15 protein-coding genes are annotated in these 15,882 nt (G+C 69.1%); 8 read left to right on the top strand and 7 right to left on the bottom strand.

Going from position 1 to position 15,882, the window contains the following annotated elements:
* Positions 1-13: 13 nt before the first annotated feature.
* The 3 genes from ACFQ9K_RS04100 to ACFQ9K_RS04090 all read right to left on the bottom strand — a co-directional run bounded on the left by ACFQ9K_RS04100 (position 14) and on the right by ACFQ9K_RS04090 (position 2,864).
* On the bottom strand, positions 14-982 hold the full coding sequence (locus ACFQ9K_RS04100; RefSeq protein WP_378721237.1) for a DNA polymerase domain-containing protein: 969 nt from the start codon (positions 980-982) through the stop codon (positions 14-16).
* Positions 983-1,013: 31 nt separating this feature from the next.
* A complete protein-coding gene (locus ACFQ9K_RS04095) occupies positions 1,014-1,619 on the bottom strand; it encodes a M23 family metallopeptidase (protein WP_378721238.1) in 606 nt (201 codons plus the stop codon).
* Between the two features lie 63 nt (positions 1,620-1,682).
* Complete coding sequence (locus ACFQ9K_RS04090) at positions 1,683-2,864, bottom strand: cytochrome P450 (protein ID WP_378721240.1); 1,182 nt, start codon at positions 2,862-2,864, stop codon at positions 1,683-1,685.
* Between the two features lie 127 nt (positions 2,865-2,991).
* On the opposite strand from ACFQ9K_RS04090, the gene ACFQ9K_RS04085 reads away from it, so the two are divergent.
* Positions 2,992-3,768: an SAM-dependent methyltransferase gene (locus ACFQ9K_RS04085; RefSeq protein ID WP_378721241.1), complete on the top strand. Its 777-nt coding sequence runs from the start codon at positions 2,992-2,994 to the stop codon at positions 3,766-3,768.
* Here ACFQ9K_RS04085 and ACFQ9K_RS04080 read toward each other — a convergent pair.
* A complete protein-coding gene (locus tag ACFQ9K_RS04080; RefSeq protein WP_378721242.1) occupies positions 3,743-5,002 on the bottom strand; it encodes a fatty acid desaturase family protein in 1,260 nt (419 codons plus the stop codon). The two genes, ACFQ9K_RS04085 and ACFQ9K_RS04080, sit on opposite strands and share 26 nt — an antisense overlap.
* 94 nt (positions 5,003-5,096) lie before the next feature.
* Here ACFQ9K_RS04080 and ACFQ9K_RS04075 point away from each other — a divergent pair, with 94 nt between their 5' ends.
* On the top strand, positions 5,097-5,879 hold the full coding sequence (locus ACFQ9K_RS04075) for a TetR/AcrR family transcriptional regulator C-terminal domain-containing protein (RefSeq protein ID WP_378721243.1): 783 nt from the start codon (positions 5,097-5,099) through the stop codon (positions 5,877-5,879).
* On the opposite strand, the gene ACFQ9K_RS04070 is transcribed toward ACFQ9K_RS04075, so the two are convergent.
* Complete coding sequence (locus ACFQ9K_RS04070; RefSeq protein ID WP_378721244.1) at positions 5,876-6,601, bottom strand: TetR/AcrR family transcriptional regulator C-terminal domain-containing protein; 726 nt, start codon at positions 6,599-6,601, stop codon at positions 5,876-5,878. The genes ACFQ9K_RS04075 and ACFQ9K_RS04070 overlap by 4 nt on opposite strands.
* Positions 6,602-6,798: 197 nt before the next feature.
* Between ACFQ9K_RS04070 and ACFQ9K_RS04065 the strand changes: the two genes are divergently transcribed.
* From ACFQ9K_RS04065 to ACFQ9K_RS04040, 6 genes are all read left to right on the top strand, one after another.
* Positions 6,799-7,725: an aldose 1-epimerase family protein gene (locus ACFQ9K_RS04065; protein ID WP_378721245.1), complete on the top strand. Its 927-nt coding sequence runs from the start codon at positions 6,799-6,801 to the stop codon at positions 7,723-7,725.
* The gene (locus tag ACFQ9K_RS04060; RefSeq protein ID WP_378721246.1) at positions 7,722-8,864 is read left to right on the top strand and encodes a metallophosphoesterase; all 1,143 of its coding nucleotides are present in this window, start codon (positions 7,722-7,724) and stop codon (positions 8,862-8,864) included. The genes ACFQ9K_RS04065 and ACFQ9K_RS04060 overlap by 4 nt, the downstream gene beginning before the upstream one ends.
* Positions 8,865-8,997: 133 nt before the next feature.
* On the top strand, positions 8,998-10,092 hold the full coding sequence (locus tag ACFQ9K_RS04055; RefSeq protein WP_378721247.1) for a BMP family protein: 1,095 nt from the start codon (positions 8,998-9,000) through the stop codon (positions 10,090-10,092).
* Between the two features lie 25 nt (positions 10,093-10,117).
* The gene (locus ACFQ9K_RS04050; protein ID WP_378721248.1) at positions 10,118-11,632 is read left to right on the top strand and encodes an ABC transporter ATP-binding protein; all 1,515 of its coding nucleotides are present in this window, start codon (positions 10,118-10,120) and stop codon (positions 11,630-11,632) included.
* Positions 11,625-12,806 carry an ABC transporter permease gene (locus tag ACFQ9K_RS04045; protein ID WP_378721250.1) on the top strand — a complete coding sequence of 394 codons (1,182 nt, stop codon included), beginning with the start codon at positions 11,625-11,627 and terminating at the stop codon, positions 12,804-12,806. Before ACFQ9K_RS04050 ends, ACFQ9K_RS04045 begins: the two co-directional genes overlap by 8 nt.
* Positions 12,806-14,083, top strand: coding sequence for an ABC transporter permease (locus tag ACFQ9K_RS04040; protein ID WP_378721251.1), 1,278 nt, complete (start codon positions 12,806-12,808; stop codon positions 14,081-14,083). Before ACFQ9K_RS04045 ends, ACFQ9K_RS04040 begins: the two co-directional genes overlap by 1 nt.
* On the opposite strand, the gene ACFQ9K_RS04035 is transcribed toward ACFQ9K_RS04040, so the two are convergent.
* Positions 14,084-15,421: a hypothetical protein gene (locus ACFQ9K_RS04035; protein ID WP_378721252.1), complete on the bottom strand. Its 1,338-nt coding sequence runs from the start codon at positions 15,419-15,421 to the stop codon at positions 14,084-14,086.
* Positions 15,418-15,816, bottom strand: a complete 399-nt coding sequence (locus tag ACFQ9K_RS04030) for a hypothetical protein (protein WP_378721253.1) — start codon at positions 15,814-15,816, stop codon at positions 15,418-15,420. Before ACFQ9K_RS04030 ends, ACFQ9K_RS04035 begins: the two co-directional genes overlap by 4 nt.
* Positions 15,817-15,882 lie beyond the last annotated feature (66 nt).

The raw sequence follows: 15,882 nt of genomic DNA, 5'->3' as shown, positions 1-15,882 counted from the left end.
AAATAACCGCCGATTACGATTCCGGCCCTTGATTTTCGCGCCGGGCGCGGGCGCGGCGTTTACCCTCGTGCATTGCCTGCACGCGGGCGATCGGAATGGTGTGGCCCTCGGCAATGAGATCCGCGGGCAGGTCCTGCGGTTCGGGCATTTCCTCGGTCCACGGATCGCGATCGCCCAGTAGCTCGGCGGCGGTGTGCACGGTGAAATCCTTGGGCGTGATGTCGTGCAGGTCGCGCCAGGCGACCGGGAACGACACCGGGGTGCCCGGCCGGATCCGCGGACTGTAGACGGCGGCGACGGTCGCCCCGCCCGCCCGGGTGGAATCGAGGAAGACACGCCCGCCCCGGTCCTCGACGATGAAGGCGGTGGTGGCGAGGTCCGGGTCGAGCCGTTCGGCACGGGCGGCGATCGCGCGGGTCGCCGCCGCCACGTCGTCGATCGCGAGGCCGGGCCGCAGCGGCACGAAGACGTGCACGCCCTTCGCCCCACTGGTTTTCACCGCACCGGCGAGCCCGTCGTCGGCCAGCGCCGCGCGAACCAGCTCGGCGGCCAGCACCGCCTGCCGGAACGGCTGCTCCGGCGCCGGATCGAGGTCGAGGATCAGATGCGTCGGCCCCTGGCCGCGATCGGCGAGCAGCAGCGTCGGGTGGTATTCGATCGCCCGCTGATTACCGAACCACAGCAGCGTGCGCACGTCGTCACACAGCGCGTAAGTCACCTCGCGGTGCGAACTCTCGGCCCACACCGTCACCCGGTGCATCCAGTCCGGCGCGAACTTGGGCAGGTTCTTCTGCATGAACGGCTGCTGCCCCGGCCGGACCCGGAGCACCGAGAGCGGCCGGTCGCGCAGCTGCCGCACCATCCGATCGCCGACGGCCTCGAGATAGTCGATCAGATCGCGCTTGGTCGCCTCGGCGCCGTCGAACAACGGCTTGTCGAGATTGGTCAGCGGCACCCCGGCGCGGACCTCGTCACTGCCCATCGGCTCACCTTGCCCGCCGCGGACCACGTGGTCAACCCGGCTGTTTCACCGGCGGCAGGGTCGCAAGCGCATCGACGACGGTGCGGTATTCGCCGTCGGCGTTGCGGCCGAGCTGGGGCCAGCCCCGGCCGTCCGGGCCGCACAGCTGGGTCCAGATCGCGCGGGTCCGGTCGAGCAGTTCGCGCTGTTCGGCGTCGTCGAGTGCGCCCAGGAAATCGCCGGGAAAGCCGGCATCGTGCAGCCAGGCCATCGGGTCGATCTTGGCGCCCGGGTCGTAACCGTGCGGCATGACGCTCAGATGCAGGTGCGGTCCGGTGGATCCGCCGTTGTTGCCGACGTAGGCGATCAGCTGTCCCGCCTCGACGCGGTCACCGACACAGAGCCCGGTGGCGCTCGCGTCCCACATGTGCCCGTATTCGCTCACCCCGCCGCCGTCCGCGGCCGGGTGGTCGATGACGATCCATTCGCCGTACCCCGCGGCGGCGCCGAGGAACAGCACGGTGCCGCCGGCGCAGGCGTAGATCGGGGTCCCGTCGGGCGCCGGGAAATCCTGCCCGGCATGGAATCCGCCCGCGCGCGGGCCGAACGGCGAACCGATCGTGAGTGCTTCTCGGGCTATGGGCCAGTATCGGGTCATGGGTGCCCTCCTCTCCGCCGGGTATATCGGGAGGAGGGCGCCGGGCGCGCGGTCGCGGTCCGCTCAGCGGGCCGTGACGGTCGTGGGCAGGGCGGCGAAGCCGCGGTTGTTGGACGCGTGGATGCGGCGCACGCCGTCGGCGTCGAGGTCGTAATCGGAGATCCTGGCGACGATCTCCTCCAGCGCGACGCGCATCTCCAGCTGGCCGAGGTTGGCACCGAGGCAGTGGTGGCGACCGCTGCCGAAGACCAGCGACGCGCTGGTGTCCCGGTCCAGGTCGAAGGTGTCCGGGTCGGTGAAGACCTCGGGGTCGCGGTTGGCCGAGCCGAGCAGCAGCAGCATCCGCGCGCCGGCCGGAACGGTCACCCCGTGCAGCTCGAACTCCTCGGTTGCCGTGCGCAGCGAGGTCTGCGAGGACGGTTCGTAGCGCATCGACTCGGCGATCCAGTCGTCGATCCGCCCGTCGAACGCCTTACGCCGCTGCTCGGGGTGCAGCCACGCGGTGTGCCAGAGGTTGCCCAGGGTCAGCATGACGGTCTCGATGCCCGCGCCGATCAGCAGGATGAGCACGCTGACGATCTCCTCGGGGGTGAGCCGATCGTCGCCGTCCGCCGCGTCGAGCAGGCCGGAGAGCAGGTCGTCGCGCCGGTCATTGGCCCGCTCGATGGTCAGTTCGGTGTAGTAGCCGATGATCGCGCCGATCGCCTGGATCGCCTCGGGACGCAGGTCGGTGGACTGCTCGTCGTTGTACATGATCTCCATGCCGAGTTTGCGCAGCATGTCGCGGTCGCGCTCGGGCACGCCGACCAGTTCCGCGATCACCTCGGTCGGGTACGGCCCGGCGAAATCGGCCATGAAATCGAAGCTGCCGCGCTCGAGCAGGGGATCCAGCAGCCGGCGAGCGATCTCCCGCAACCGCGGTTCCAGACCCTGCACCCGGTGCTGGGTGAAGGCCCGCGCCACCAGCCCACGCAGCCGGGTGTGTCGCGGTGGGTCCATCGCGACGAAGGAGAACATCTGCTCGGCCTGCGGTCCCCAGAACGCCGGTTCCATCCGGATGGCCCCGTTGGCGCTGGAGAACCGATCCGAATCACGGAGCGCGGCAAGGACATCCGCGTAACGGGAGAGCGCCCAGAAATCGTCGGCATCGTTGCGATACACCGGCGACTCGCTACGCAGCCGGGCGTAGTACGGGTATGGGTCGCGGTGTACGTCAAAATCGTATGGGCTGTACTGCAGTGACATGGCGGAGCCTTCCGGGCGGTGCGACATCACCATCGCTACCGGTTCGCAACTCGAACTGACATGATGACAATAGACGAGATGAATTGAGGGCGTAGTGAACTCGGAACCGCCGGTCGGGAAGATAGATGTGTCGAAGCCACATCCGGCGCGCCGCTACGATTACTGGCTGGGCGGCAAGGACAATTTCCCGTCGGACCGGGAATCGGCCGACATGGTCGCCGAGGCCTTTCCGACCGTTCGCCTGGCCGCGCTGGAGAACCGCAGCTTCCTGCGCCGGGCCGTGGCCTACCTGGCCGACGAGGGCGTCCGGCAATTCCTCGACATCGGCGCAGGCCTGCCCACCGCGGGCAATGTGCACGAGATCGCGCAGAACATCGCCCCCGAGTCGCGCGTGGTCTATGTGGACAACGACCCGATCGTGCTGGCCCACGCCAGGGAACTGCTCAACAGCTCCCCCGAGGGCGCGACCGCCTATCTGGACGCCGACATCCGCGAACCCGACCGCATCCTCGGCCACCCCGACCTGGCCCGGGTGCTGGACATGCACCAGCCGGTGGCGCTGATGCTGGTCGCGATCATGCACTTCATGACCGACGACGATCACCCGTACGAGCTGGTCCGCACGCTGTGCGACGCGCTGCCCTCGGGCAGCTACCTGGTGATGACCCACGCCACCAGCGACCACCTCTCCGCCGAGGAACTCGCCGAGAACAACGCGGCCAACCAGCGCAGCGGCGTGCCGTTCCGATTACGCACCACCGAGGAATTCACCCGCTTCTTCACCGGCCTCGAACTGATCCCGCCGGGTATCGGTTCGGTGATGACCTGGCGGCCGGGCGAATGGCGCCCGCACCCGCGTCCGGAAGCGGTCTCCATGCTCAGCGGCGTGGCCCGTATCCCCTGATCGACGGAAACGGCCGAACGGGCACGTGCGACGTCCCGGCGCGGCGCAGCGCGGTGCGCAACCCGGCGCGGACCGGCGAGCCGCCGCCTGATGCGTCGAAGGCGTTGTCACCGTGGAACTTTCGTTCCGAGGCGGTTTCCGGTGCGTCGTCGGAGGTGGCGGTGAGCAGGCTGTCCGGCAGCGCCAGTTTGTGGATGGTGCGCAGGGTCAGCAGGTACTGATGCGGCAATGACCCACTGGTATACGGCAGGTCGTACTTGTCCGACAGCGCGCGCACCCGCAGCGCGATCTCGGCGTACCGATTGCTCGGCAGGTCGGGGAACAGATGATGTTCGATCTGGTAGCAGAGGTTCCCGCTGAGGAAGGCCAGCGCCGGGCCCGCGTCGAAGTTGGCGGTGCCGAGCATCTGCCGCAGATACCACTCCCCCTTGGTCTCGTTCGCGACCGCGGCGGGCTCGAATTTCTCTGCGCCGTCGGGGAAGTGGCCGCAGAAGATCACCACGTAGGCCCAGAGGTTGCGCAGCACGTTCGCGCTCGCGTCCGCGGCGAGCGTGCGCCGCCAGCGGCGTCCGCTCATCGCGGGGAACAGCAGGTAGTCCTTGCCCGCCTGCCGGGCGATCTTGCCGAGGAACAGCCTGGTCTGCGCCGCCTTCTCCGCCGCGCCCCGCGCCCGATCGCGTTCGGAGTACAGGCCGTGCAACGCGATGCCCCATTCGAAAGTGGCTGCCAGCAACAGATTTCGCAGCGGTTGCAGCACATGCCCCGGCTGCCACCGTTCGTCGCGGGTCACCCGCATGACACCGAACCCGATGTCGTCGTCCATGCCGAGCACATTGGTGTAGACGTGGTGGCGATAGTTGTGCGAATAGCGCCACTGCGCCGACACTCCGGCCATGTCCCACTCCCAGGTGCTGGAGTGGATCTCCGGATCGTTCATCCAATCCCATTGGCCGTGGCAGACATTGTGACCGATCTCCATGTTCTCGATACTCTTCGCCAGGGCCAGCGCGACGGTCCCGGCGAGCCAGCCGATCCGGCTCCGGCTGCGCCCGATGGTCAGCCGGGCGGCGGCGTCGAGCGCGCGCTGGAACGCGATGGTGCGCCGGATGTAACCGGCGTCGCGGGCGCCGCGCCGCTCCTGGATGTCCCGGCGGATCAGGTCGAGTTCGAGTCCGAGCGCCTCGATGTCCGCAGCGCTCAAATGCGCGTATGCCGCGACATCGGTGATGGCCATGCTTGCTGTCCTCGGGTTCCGTTACAGCGTCTGTCTACAGCGTAGGCTTACATCGTTGACAACGCACTCTTCGGACGGCGAAGGGCTGGATCCCATGAACCGGAGCAGAGCCGGTCCCGGCGACGACCCGGAGGCAGACCAACCCGCGCGCCGGCACAGCGGCGACGCCCCCCTGACCCGAGCCGCGATGCTGGCCGCCGCGCTGGAGATCATCGACGCCGACAGCGTCGACCAGTTCTCCATGCGCCGCCTCGGTGCGGCGCTCGGCCGGGATCCGATGGCGCTGTACCGGCACGCCGCGAACAAGGCCGCGGTGCTCGACGGTGTCGCCGAGCTCGTGTTCGCCCAGCTGTCCGTCGACGCCACCGACCCGGACTGGCAACACCAATTGCGTTTGGTGGCAAGGGATTTCCGACGACTGGCGGTCGCTCATCCGAACGTCGTCCCGCTGCTGGTCGCCCAGCCGCTCGCGACGCCGATCGGGTTGCGTCCGATGGGCACGCTGCTACCGCTGGAACGCCTGCTCACGCTGCTCGCCCACGCCGATTTCAGCGGCGCCGACGCGCTGCACATCTACCGCGCGCTGTTCGGCTTTCTCTACGGTCACGTGCTCAGCGAGCTACAGGAAGTCGTCGAACGACCGGACGAGACCACCGACCTGCTGCGCATGGGCCTGCACCGGCTGCCCGTCGCCGAATTCCCGCTGCTGCGCGGCCTCGCCTCGGATCTCGCCGCCTACGACGGCGCGGCCGAACTCGAGCTCGGCCTCGATATCCTGCTCAGCGGCCTCGCCCGCACCATGACTCCGATCGGCGGCGGCACGGCCGAATCCATTGCCGCACAGGAGCGCCGGGATTCGGCAGGCGGGGCAGGCTAGCCGGCCCCCGGCAACGTCTCGGCCAGACCGGACAGCAGGATGTCCAGCCCCCGCTCGAGTTCGGCCGCACCGTCGTAGGCGGCCAGCACCGGCGCGAGTTCGCGCAGCAGCGGGAATTCGGCGATCGGCAGCCGATGCAGCCCGAGCCGCAGCACCTCGTCGGTCTCGTCCGGTCGTTCGACGATCTCCTGCAACTCGTTGAAGACGTGCCCGTACAGGAACCCGAACAGCGCGCGGTAGATGTGCAGCGCGTCCGGCCCCGTGAAACCGGCCCGGGTGAGCAGGGCCAGCATGTCCTCCAGCGGCCGGACCACCGAAATCGGCCGCTGGCCCAGCGGAGTCGCCAACGGCCGGGTCACCAACAGCGGCACAACCTTCGGATGCGCCAGCGCCAATCCGCGGAAGCCCCGCGCCACCGTGCGCAGTTGATGCTGCCAGTCCGGGTCGGTGGCGTCGACCGACAACTGCGCGAACACGATCTCGGCGACGCCGTCCAGCACCGCGGCCTTGTTCGGCACATGCCGGTAGATCACCATCGGATCCCTCCCGACCGCCTCGGCCAGCCGCCGCATGGACAAGCCATCGACCCCGTCGCTGTCGATGATCGCCAACGCGGCGTCCAGCACGGCCGCCCTGGTGATCGCGCCCCGGCCCGGGACCGCGTTGCCGTCGCGCGAATTTCCCGGTCGAGAGTTACCGCGTTTCGCGGGCGGCTCGGACATACCAGCAGGCCTCGTTCCGTCGGCAGCTCCGGCAGGTCAGACGCGTAGACCTACGCTGTTGACACTATGCCACACGCGATGACCAGGGCCTGGCGTAAACACTGCGGAACCCCGCGGCACACCGCGGATCCGGCGGCGCCCGTCGAACGGCACGGTGGCCGAGGGCGCCCGAGCGGCCGACGGTAGCGTCGTCGGTTATGACCTTGCCACCGTCCGGACAGCAGTTCTCGATCGGCCACGGCGACCAACGGGCTGTGATCGTCGAGGTCGGCGGCGGCATCCGGGAGTTCCGGGTGGGCGGCCGAGACGTGCTGGAACCGTACGACGTGCAGATGATGGCCGACAGCGGACGCGGCGCGGCGCTGATTCCCTGGCCGAATCGCCTGGCGGACGGCAAGTATCGCTTCGACGGCGTCGAGCATCAGCTCGCGCTGACCGAGCCGGCCAAGCACACGGCTATTCATGGGCTGCTGCGCTGGCGGCCATGGCGGGCGACCGACGCGCAACCGGACGAGATCACCATGCGGACCACGCTGCATCCGCGCAAGGGCTACCCGTTCTATCTCGATGTCGCCATCCGTTACGCGCTGTCCGACGACGGGCTGACCGTCACCACCACCGCGACCAACCTCGGCGACACCACGGCCCCGTACGGCTGCGGCCATCATCCCTATCTGTCCCCTGGCGCGGGCCGCATCGATGACGCGATCCTGTCCTTCGACGCCGGGACGCGGATCGTCACCGATCCGGAGCGGCAACTTCCGATCGGCACCGACCCCGTGCGCGGCACACCGTTCGACTTCGCCACGCCGAAGCCGTTGGGCGAGTTGATCATGGACCATCCGTTCACCGATCTCGCCAGGGACGACGACGGCCGGGCCTGGGTCCGGCTGCGGGGCACCGACGACGCGGTGGCCGAGCTGTGGGTCGACGACTCCTATCCGGTGCTCCAGCTGTTCACCGCGGACACCCTGGCCCCGGCGCGGCGGCGAACGAGTCTCGCCGCCGAGCCGATGACCTGCCCGCCCAACGCGTTCCAGAGCGGCGACCGGCTGATCCGGCTGGCCCCTGGCGCGACCGCGCAGACCACGTGGGGCGCCCGACTGACCAGGATGGTGTCGTGAAATACGTGCCGCGCGTTGCCCTGTTCCTGGCGATTCCCGCCATCCTGTTCCTGGTCCCGTGGTGGACCCTGGTCGACGCGCCCACCGTGGGCGCCGGCCCGCTGTTCTGGCTCGGCACCGCGGTATTCGCGCTGGCCTTCGTCGCGCTGCCCGCGTCGATGTTCCTCGGACACGGTCCCGCGCAGTCGGATGTCGCGTCCATCGTCGGCGACACCCTGCTCGGCATCGCGTGGGTGGTGTTCAGCTGGTCGGTGATCGGCAACGTCGTCGGGCTGGGCCTGGCGGTCGGCGGGGTGTCCGACCCGGACCGCTCGCGCCTCGTCGCGGTGGGTGTGTTCGTGGTGTCGATCGCCCTGGTGGTCTGGGGCATCGCCGAGGCGCGGCGGGTGCCCCGGGTGCGCACGGTCGAGGTGCCCATCCCCGGACTCGGCCGCGGCCTCGACGGACTGCGCCTGGTGATCGTCACCGACACCCACTTCGCCGCGCTGGACCGACTACGGTGGTCGGAGCGGGTCGTCGCGGTGGTCAACCAGCAGCGCCCGGACATCGCCTGTCACGCAGGCGATCTGGCGGACGGCTCGGTCGCGAAGCGGCACCCGCAGGTCGACCCGCTCGGAAAGGTCGAGGCCGCGCTGGGCCGGTTCTACATCACCGGCAACCACGAATACTTCGGCGACGCCCAGGGCTGGATCGACCACATGACCTCGATCGGCTGGCAGCCGCTGCACAACGCACACCGGACGGTGACCCGCGGCGGCGACCGGCTCGTCATCGCCGGCATCGACGACCCCACCGGCGTCGGCCTGCCCGGCCACGGACCCGACCTGCCCACCGCCCTCGCCGGCGCCGACCCGGCGCTGCCGGTCGTGCTGCTGGCCCACCAGCCCAAGCAGGTCACCGCCGCCGCGGCCGCCGGCGTCGCGCTGCAGATCTCCGGCCACACCCACGGCGGCCAGATCTGGCCGTTCCACTACCTGGTCCGGCTCGACCAGCCGGTCGTCGCCGGGCTCAGCCGCCACGGCGAGCACACCCAGCTCTACACCAGCCGGGGCACCGGCTTCTGGGGCCCTCAACTGCGCGTCTTCGCGCCCAGCGAGATCACCGTCCTGATCCTGCGCGCAGCCCCCGCGAGCGCCTAGTCCTGTCCCGATTGTCCCGATGACGCGGAAACCGAGCCAAGATCGGTTCCGCGTCCTAAACTCCCACCACCACTGCACTCTCTCGGCAGTTCGGTGAGTTGGGTTGCGGGGTATCGCGTTTCAGGAGGCAAAAATGGGCAGGTTGTCGCAGACCCTCACCGCTGCCGGTGTGCTCGTGCTGACCGTCGCGGCGTGCGGTAGTCCGCCGTCCGAGCAGGGCAAGAACGGCGACGCGGGCGCCAAGGACTTCAAGGCCTGCATGGTGTCGGACTCCGGCCGGTTCGACGACAAGTCGTTCAACCAGACCTCCTTCAAGGGGGTCACCGACGCGGTCGCCGCACTCGGCATCTCGAAGGCCCAGCTGGAGTCGAAGTCGGACAACGACTATCCGACCAACATCAACACGATGGTCCGGCAGAAGTGCGACATCATCGTCACCATCGGGTTCAAGCAGGGCGACGCCACCTACGCCGCGGCGAAGGCCAACCCGGACATCAACTTCGCCATCGTCGACTACGCCTACACCGACACCGCGAAGAACCCACCGCTGCCGAATTTGCAGGGCCTGACCTTCAACTCGGCCCAGCCGTCGTTCCTGGCCGGCTATCTGGCCGCGGCGCAGACGAAGACCGGCAAGGTCGGCACGTTCGGCGGGATCAACATCCCCACCGTCGCCATCTTCATGGACGGCTTCGCCGAGGGCATCGCGTACTACAACAAGGCCAAGGGCAAGCAGGTCCAGCTGCTCGGCTGGGACGAGGCCACCCAGCAGGGCGTCATCACCAATGACTTCCAGGACAAGAACATCGGCAAGACCAAGGCCAACGATCTGATCAGCCAGGGCGCCGACATCATTCTGCCGGTGGCCGGTCCGGCGGGCCTCGGCGCGCTGGAGGCGGCGCATTCCTCCGGCGGCAAGGTCACCGCGATCTGGGTGGACACCGACGGCTGCGTGAGCGCCGCCGAATACTGCTCGTCGCTGCTGAGCAGCGTGGAGAAACTGATGGATGTCGCGGTGACGAAGACGATCACCGACGCCTACCACAAGCAGTTCAGCAACCAGGCCTACGTCGGCACGCTGGCGAACAAGGGCGTCAGCCTCGCGCCGTACCACGAGTTCGACGACAAGATCCCGGCCGAGCTGAAGGCCGAGATCAGCGCGCTCGCCGCGGATATCGCGAGCGGAAAGATCACCCTCACGTCGAAGGCCCAGCCCGCAGCCAAGTGAGCCGCGGCCGTCACACGGGAGCGATATGCGGCTCGAACTACGCGGTCTGACCAAACGATTCGGCACCCTGCTGGCCAACGACCACATCGACCTGGTGGTCGAGCCCGGCGAAATCCATTGCCTGCTCGGCGAGAACGGCGCGGGCAAGAGCACGCTGATGAACATGCTCTACGGGCTGCTCCAGCCCGACGAGGGCGAGATCCTGCTGGACGGCAAGGCGGTCACCTGCCTGTCGCCCAGCGATGCCATCGCCGCCGGAATCGGCATGGTGCATCAGCATTTCATGCTGGTGCCGGTGTTCAGTGTCGCCGAGAACATCATCCTCGGCCGGGAACCCACCAGGGGGTTCGCCGTGCTGGATCGCGCCGCGGCGCGCAAGCGGGTGCGCGAACTGTCGCAGCGCTATGGATTTCCGGTGGATCCGGACGCGCTGGTGGCCGACCTCTCGGTGGGCGAGCAGCAGCGGGTCGAGATCCTGAAGGCGCTGGCCAACAACGTCGAGGTGCTGATCCTGGACGAGCCGACCGCCGTGCTCACCCCGCAGGAGATCGACGAACTGATCGAGGTGCTGCGCTCCATCGCCGCGAACGGCACCTCGATCATCTTCATCACGCACAAACTGAAGGAAGTCACCAGGATCGCCGACCGGATCACCGTCATCCGCCGCGGCGCGGTGGTCGGCACGGTCGAACCCGCCACTCCCGAGGCGGAACTCGCGGAACTGATGGTCGGTCGGTCGGTCGAGCTCGTGGTCGCCAAGACACCGGCCGCGCCGACCGGGCCCACGCTGGTCGTCACCGATCTGACCGTGGTGGACGCGGCCGGATCGGTGGTGGTCGACAAGGTGTCCTTCCGCGTCGACGGCGGCGAAATCGTCGGCATCGCGGGCGTGGTCGGCAACGGGCAGTCCGAACTGGTCAGCGCGCTGCTCGGGCTGCGGACGCCGGTGGCGGGCGCCATCACGGTGGGCGGCTGGGAGGTGGTCGGCCGGTCGCCGCGCCAGCACCTGGACGCCGGCATCGGCTATGTGCCCGAGGATCGTTCGCACGACGGCTGCATCGGCACGTTCAGCGTCGCCGAGAACCTGGTGCTGGATCTGATCGATCGACCCGAGTTCTCCCGCCACGGCGTGCTGTCCCCGTCCGCGGTGAAACGCAATGCCGCACAACGGATCGAGGAGTTCGACATCCGCACCCGCTCGATCGCGGATCCGGTCAGCACCCTGTCCGGCGGCAATCAGCAGAAGGTGGTCCTGGCCCGGGAGCTGTCGCGTCCGCTGGAGGTGCTGATCGCCGGTCAACCGACCCGCGGCCTGGACGTCGGATCGATCGAGTTCGTGCACAAACGCATTGTCCGCGAACGGGATCAGGGCACCGCGGTGCTGATCGTCTCGACCGAGCTGGACGAGATCTACGCGCTCTCGGACCGCATCATCGTCATGTACCGCGGCCGGGTGGTCGGCATCGTCGGCCCGGACACCCCGCGTGACCAGCTCGGCCTGATGATGGCGGGCGCACATCCGGGAGGGGACCGTGACTGAGGCAGCGCGCGGCGATGCGCCGCGAGGTGGTGGCCGGGCGGCCGGGTTCGATCGTCCATGGGTGCGCGAGCTCATCGTCAGCGCGCTGGCCGTGGTGCTCGCGCTCGTGGTCGGCGCGCTGCTCATCATCGTCAGCGACCCGCAGGTGACCGGCGCGTTCGGCTACTTCTTCGCGCGGCCGATGGATACGGTGTCGGCGGCGAGCAGCGCGGTGGGCGAGACGTATAAGGCGCTGTTTCTCGGCGCGTTCGGCGGCAAGCATCAGATCGCCGAAACCTTGGTCGCGGCAACGCCATTGATCTGCACCGGCCTGGCGGTCACGCTCGCGTTCCGCACCGGCCTGTTCAATATCGGCGCGCAGGGTCAGCTCATCGCCGGGGCGCTGTTCGCCGGCTGGGTCGGCTTCGCGGTGCATCTGCCGCCGGTGCTGCACGTGGTGGTCGCGCTGGCGGCCGGGGTCGCCGGCGGCGCGCTGTGGGGCGGAATCGTCGGACTGCTGAAGGCGCGCACCGGTGCGCACGAGGTCATCTCGACCATCATGGGCAACTATGTCGCGCTGTACGCGCTCACCTGGCTGCTCACCACCTCGTGGTTGCAGCGGCCGGGCCGCAACGAACCGATCAGCCCGGTGGTCGACGAGACCGCGCAGTTCCCCCGGTTCGGCGACACCCGGCTGCATCTCGGCCTGCTGGTCGCGCTCGCCGCGGCCGGTTTCGTCTGGTGGCTGCTGTCCCGATCGACGCTGGGTTTCCAGTTGCGCGCGGTCGGCGCCAATCACGACGCCGCGCGCACGGCGGGCATGAACGTCGGCCGGGCATACGTGCTGGCCATGCTCATCGCGGGCGGGCTGGCCGGGCTCGCGGGCGCGCAGCAGGTGCTCGGCACCGACCTCCCGCTGACCAACGGCATCGCCGGATCGTTCGGCTTCGACGGCATCACCGTCGCGCTGCTCGGCCGGGGCAGCCCGATCGGCACGGTGTACGCGGCGCTGCTGTTCGGCGCGCTGAACGCGGGCGGCAACGAGATGCAGGCGGCGACCGGTACCCCGCTCACCCTGGTGACCGTGTTGCAGGCGGTGATCGTCGTGCTGGTCGCGGCGCCGGCCCTGGTGCGCACCGTCTTCCGGATCCGGGCCGAGCGGGCGGACGCGGTTCTCGCGAAGGGGTGGAACTGATGGTGACGACCACGACCGGCACCGCCCGCGGGCTCGAGTCGCCGGAGAAGCATCGGCAACGGCTGCGGCTGGGGATCCTGCTGCTGATCCTCGCGGTCATCGCGGTCGCCCTCGCCGTGTTCACCGAGCCGGGCACCGTCGACTTCCGGTTGGGCGCACCGGATGCCGCGGGTCCGTCCGATCTCGACGTGCCCGCCAAGCCGGCGGCGCTGCTGCTCTCGGCGATCGCCCTGGCGATCGCGATCGCCCACCTGTGGCGCGGCCTCACCGGACGATGGGCGGCGGTGCTGTTCACCGTGTTCGGCATCGCGTTCGTGGTGACGTTCGTGTGCTGGGCCGCCTCGGGCAAGATCTTCCCGCTCACCAATCAGATCCAGGGCACCCTCGCCCTGTCGACGCCGCTGATCCTCGGCGCGCTCGCGGGCGTGCTGTGTGAACGGGCGGGCGTCATCAATATCGCCATCGAGGGTCAGTTGCTGGCCGGCGCGTTCGCGGCGGCGATCATCGCGACGGTCAGCGGCAGCTTCTTCGTCGGCGCCGTGGCCGCGGTGGTGGCCGGTGTGTTCGTCGCCTGGCTGCTCGCGGTGTTCTCCATCCGCTACCTGGTGAACCAGATCGTGCTCGGCGTGGTGCTGGTGGTGTTCGCCACCGGCATCACCGGTTTCCTGTTCGATCAGTTCACCAATCTGACCGACGGACCGGCCCGGTTCAACAATCCCGGAACCATGCAGCCGCTGGCGATTCCGGTGCTGTCGTCCATCCCGATCATCGGGCCGACGGTGTTCGATCAGACCGCGCTGGTGTACGCGATGGTCGTCGCGGTCGTCGCGCTCGCGTTCGCGCTGTACCGGACGCGGTGGGGGTTGCGGGTGCGGGCGGTCGGCGAGCATCCGCGCGCCGCCGCGACCGTGGGAATCAAGGTGCTGCGCGTCCGGTATCAGGCCGTGCTGCTCGCGGGGGCGATCGCCGGGCTCGGAGGCGCGTACTTCACCATCGGCTCGACCGGCGGTTTCACCAAGGAGATGACGGCGGGCAACGGGTTCATCGCGCTGGCCGCGGTGATCATGGGCCGCTGGCATCCGCTCGGCGCCACCTGTGCCGCACTGTTTTTCGGTTTCACCAAGGCCCTGCAGGGCCAATTGCAGGTGCTGGCGACGCCGATTCCGACCGAGGTGTTGCAGATGACGCCGTATCTGCTGACGGTGATCGCCGTGGCGGGCGCGGTCGGGCAGGTGCGACCGCCGAAGGCGGACGGTGAGCCCTACGTTCCCGGGTGATCAGCCGCCGAACAGCAGGTAGAGGCCGGTGAAGGTGTAGCCGACCATGACCAGCACGAGCGCCAGCTGACCGGTGGCGCGATGGGCAGGCGGCAGCAGCCGTAAACACGTGTCGTGCGCGGCGGTCACGCCGAGGACGTGGCCGGTGAGCACGGCGAGCACCTTCGTGGTGGCCAGCACCGTCGGATGCTCGGACAGCACGTAACGCACCCGGTAGTGCGCCAATCCGCCGATGTCCGCACCGCGTTGGAGCGGGTCGGCGAACAGCACCAGCGTCGACTGCCCCTTCTCCACCAAGAACGTCAGATAATGCGCGACCAGGTACCCGGCGATGATCGGCGTGACGCTGTGCGCGAGCAGCCCTGGCAGCGCGGCCCGTTCGGCGCGGTCCAGACCGCCGGTCGCCCGCGCGGCGACCGTGAAGACCGTGCCGACGATCAGGACGACGGCGAACAGGCCGGCGCTGCGCACCAGCGTCGCGCCGAAAACCGAACCGCCGCCGAGCGAATCGACCAGATTCCGCCAACCGGGTAGCGCGGAGAGACTGTCGAAGGCGGTGCAACCGAGCAGGGTCGCCGCGAGCGCCACCGATCCGGGCAGCACCGGCGTCCCCGCCAGATTGCTCAGCGGGGTGCGCAGCACCAGCTCACCCGAGGGACGGCGGCCGAGCGGACCGAGCCGCGCCAGCAGACTGCTGTACACCTCGAAGGGATCGCCGCGCTCGGCCCACGTCGTTCCGAACACGACCAGGCCGATCAGCGTCACCACCAGATACCCGAGCAGCCAATAGCCGATCGCCGCAACGGAACCCGGGTCGGGTGACGCGAGTTCGAGCCAGCCGAAGGCGAACAGACCCAGCACCGCGGGCCGGTATCCCCAGCCGGACGGATACGCCCGTACGCCGGCTTCGGGATCCCGGCGCAGCGCGAAACAGCAGGCCCGATGCAGCGCACGCATCGGCGAGACGACCTTCCAGACCGGCCCGACCACCAGCGACGCGAGCATCACCCCGACCCAGAGGTAGACATAGAACACCCCGGGAACCGGATTGCGCTGCGGCGAGCCAGATCCGAACACCAGGATCAGACCCACCAGCACCGCGGCCCCGAGGCCTGCCGACGCGAGCGCGATCCGGACCGCACGGCAATCGACAACCGCGCGCACCCAGTAGGGCAGCAGCAAACCGGGCGCGTCCGGATCCAGCCGCGGCCGCCGCCACGCCACCAGCAGAATCACGAACGAGAACGTCAGCGCCCACGCCGCGCCGATCAGCGCGTAGGTCAACGGAATCGGCAGATCCGCGGACCCGTTGAGCCCGTGCGCGAGCGACCTGGTCACTGCCGGATCAGCAGGGTGGTCACCGTCTTACCGGCGTGATGGAGTTCGACATCGACCCGCCCGGGCACGGTGACGGCGAACCGGAACTGCTGCCCCACACCGGGTTCGATCGCGAAGGTCTGGCTCGGCTCCGAATGCACATGCAACTCGTCGGCCGCATCGCTGTCGACCGTGATGACGATCGGCTGGAACTGCCTGGCCTCGGTCCTGGTGTTGGTCGGCGTGACCGACCCGCCCGCGATCCGCACCGAGATGGTCACCGCGGCCGGGACATCGACCGACGCGCTGGCCGACGTGCGCGCGGCAGGCGAGTCCACCGACGAGCCACACGCGGTCACCGTCCCCGGCACGACGAGCAGCGCGGCAACGGCGCAGGTTCGCACCGTACGAATCATCCGTTCTCCTCCCGATCGAGCGGGTCGGCCACCGCGGCTTCGCTGCCCGGCCGCTCGGCCTGGCGC

Source organism: Nocardia sp. NPDC056564, from assembly GCF_042793755.1.
Classification (GTDB): Bacteria; Actinomycetota; Actinomycetes; order Mycobacteriales; family Mycobacteriaceae; genus Nocardia.
This window is presented reverse-complemented; position numbering and strand designations above follow the sequence as displayed.

Excerpts from the sequence above, each read along its gene's own strand:
- ACFQ9K_RS04075 (WP_378721243.1), top strand. The coding sequence starts at position 5,097 with ATGAACCGGAGCAGAGCCGGTCCCGGCGACGACCCGGAGGCAGACCAA.
- ACFQ9K_RS04090 (WP_378721240.1), bottom strand. The coding sequence starts at position 2,864 with ATGTCACTGCAGTACAGCCCATACGATTTTGACGTACACCGCGACCCA.
- ACFQ9K_RS04050 (WP_378721248.1), top strand. The coding sequence starts at position 10,118 with ATGCGGCTCGAACTACGCGGTCTGACCAAACGATTCGGCACCCTGCTG.
- ACFQ9K_RS04030 (WP_378721253.1), bottom strand. The coding sequence starts at position 15,816 with ATGATTCGTACGGTGCGAACCTGCGCCGTTGCCGCGCTGCTCGTCGTG.
- ACFQ9K_RS04070 (WP_378721244.1), bottom strand. The coding sequence starts at position 6,601 with ATGTCCGAGCCGCCCGCGAAACGCGGTAACTCTCGACCGGGAAATTCG.
- ACFQ9K_RS04080 (WP_378721242.1), bottom strand. The coding sequence starts at position 5,002 with ATGGCCATCACCGATGTCGCGGCATACGCGCATTTGAGCGCTGCGGAC.
- ACFQ9K_RS04040 (WP_378721251.1), top strand. The coding sequence starts at position 12,806 with ATGGTGACGACCACGACCGGCACCGCCCGCGGGCTCGAGTCGCCGGAG.
- ACFQ9K_RS04055 (WP_378721247.1), top strand. The coding sequence starts at position 8,998 with ATGGGCAGGTTGTCGCAGACCCTCACCGCTGCCGGTGTGCTCGTGCTG.
- ACFQ9K_RS04095 (WP_378721238.1), bottom strand. The coding sequence starts at position 1,619 with ATGACCCGATACTGGCCCATAGCCCGAGAAGCACTCACGATCGGTTCG.
- ACFQ9K_RS04065 (WP_378721245.1), top strand. The coding sequence starts at position 6,799 with ATGACCTTGCCACCGTCCGGACAGCAGTTCTCGATCGGCCACGGCGAC.
- ACFQ9K_RS04100 (WP_378721237.1), bottom strand. The coding sequence starts at position 982 with ATGGGCAGTGACGAGGTCCGCGCCGGGGTGCCGCTGACCAATCTCGAC.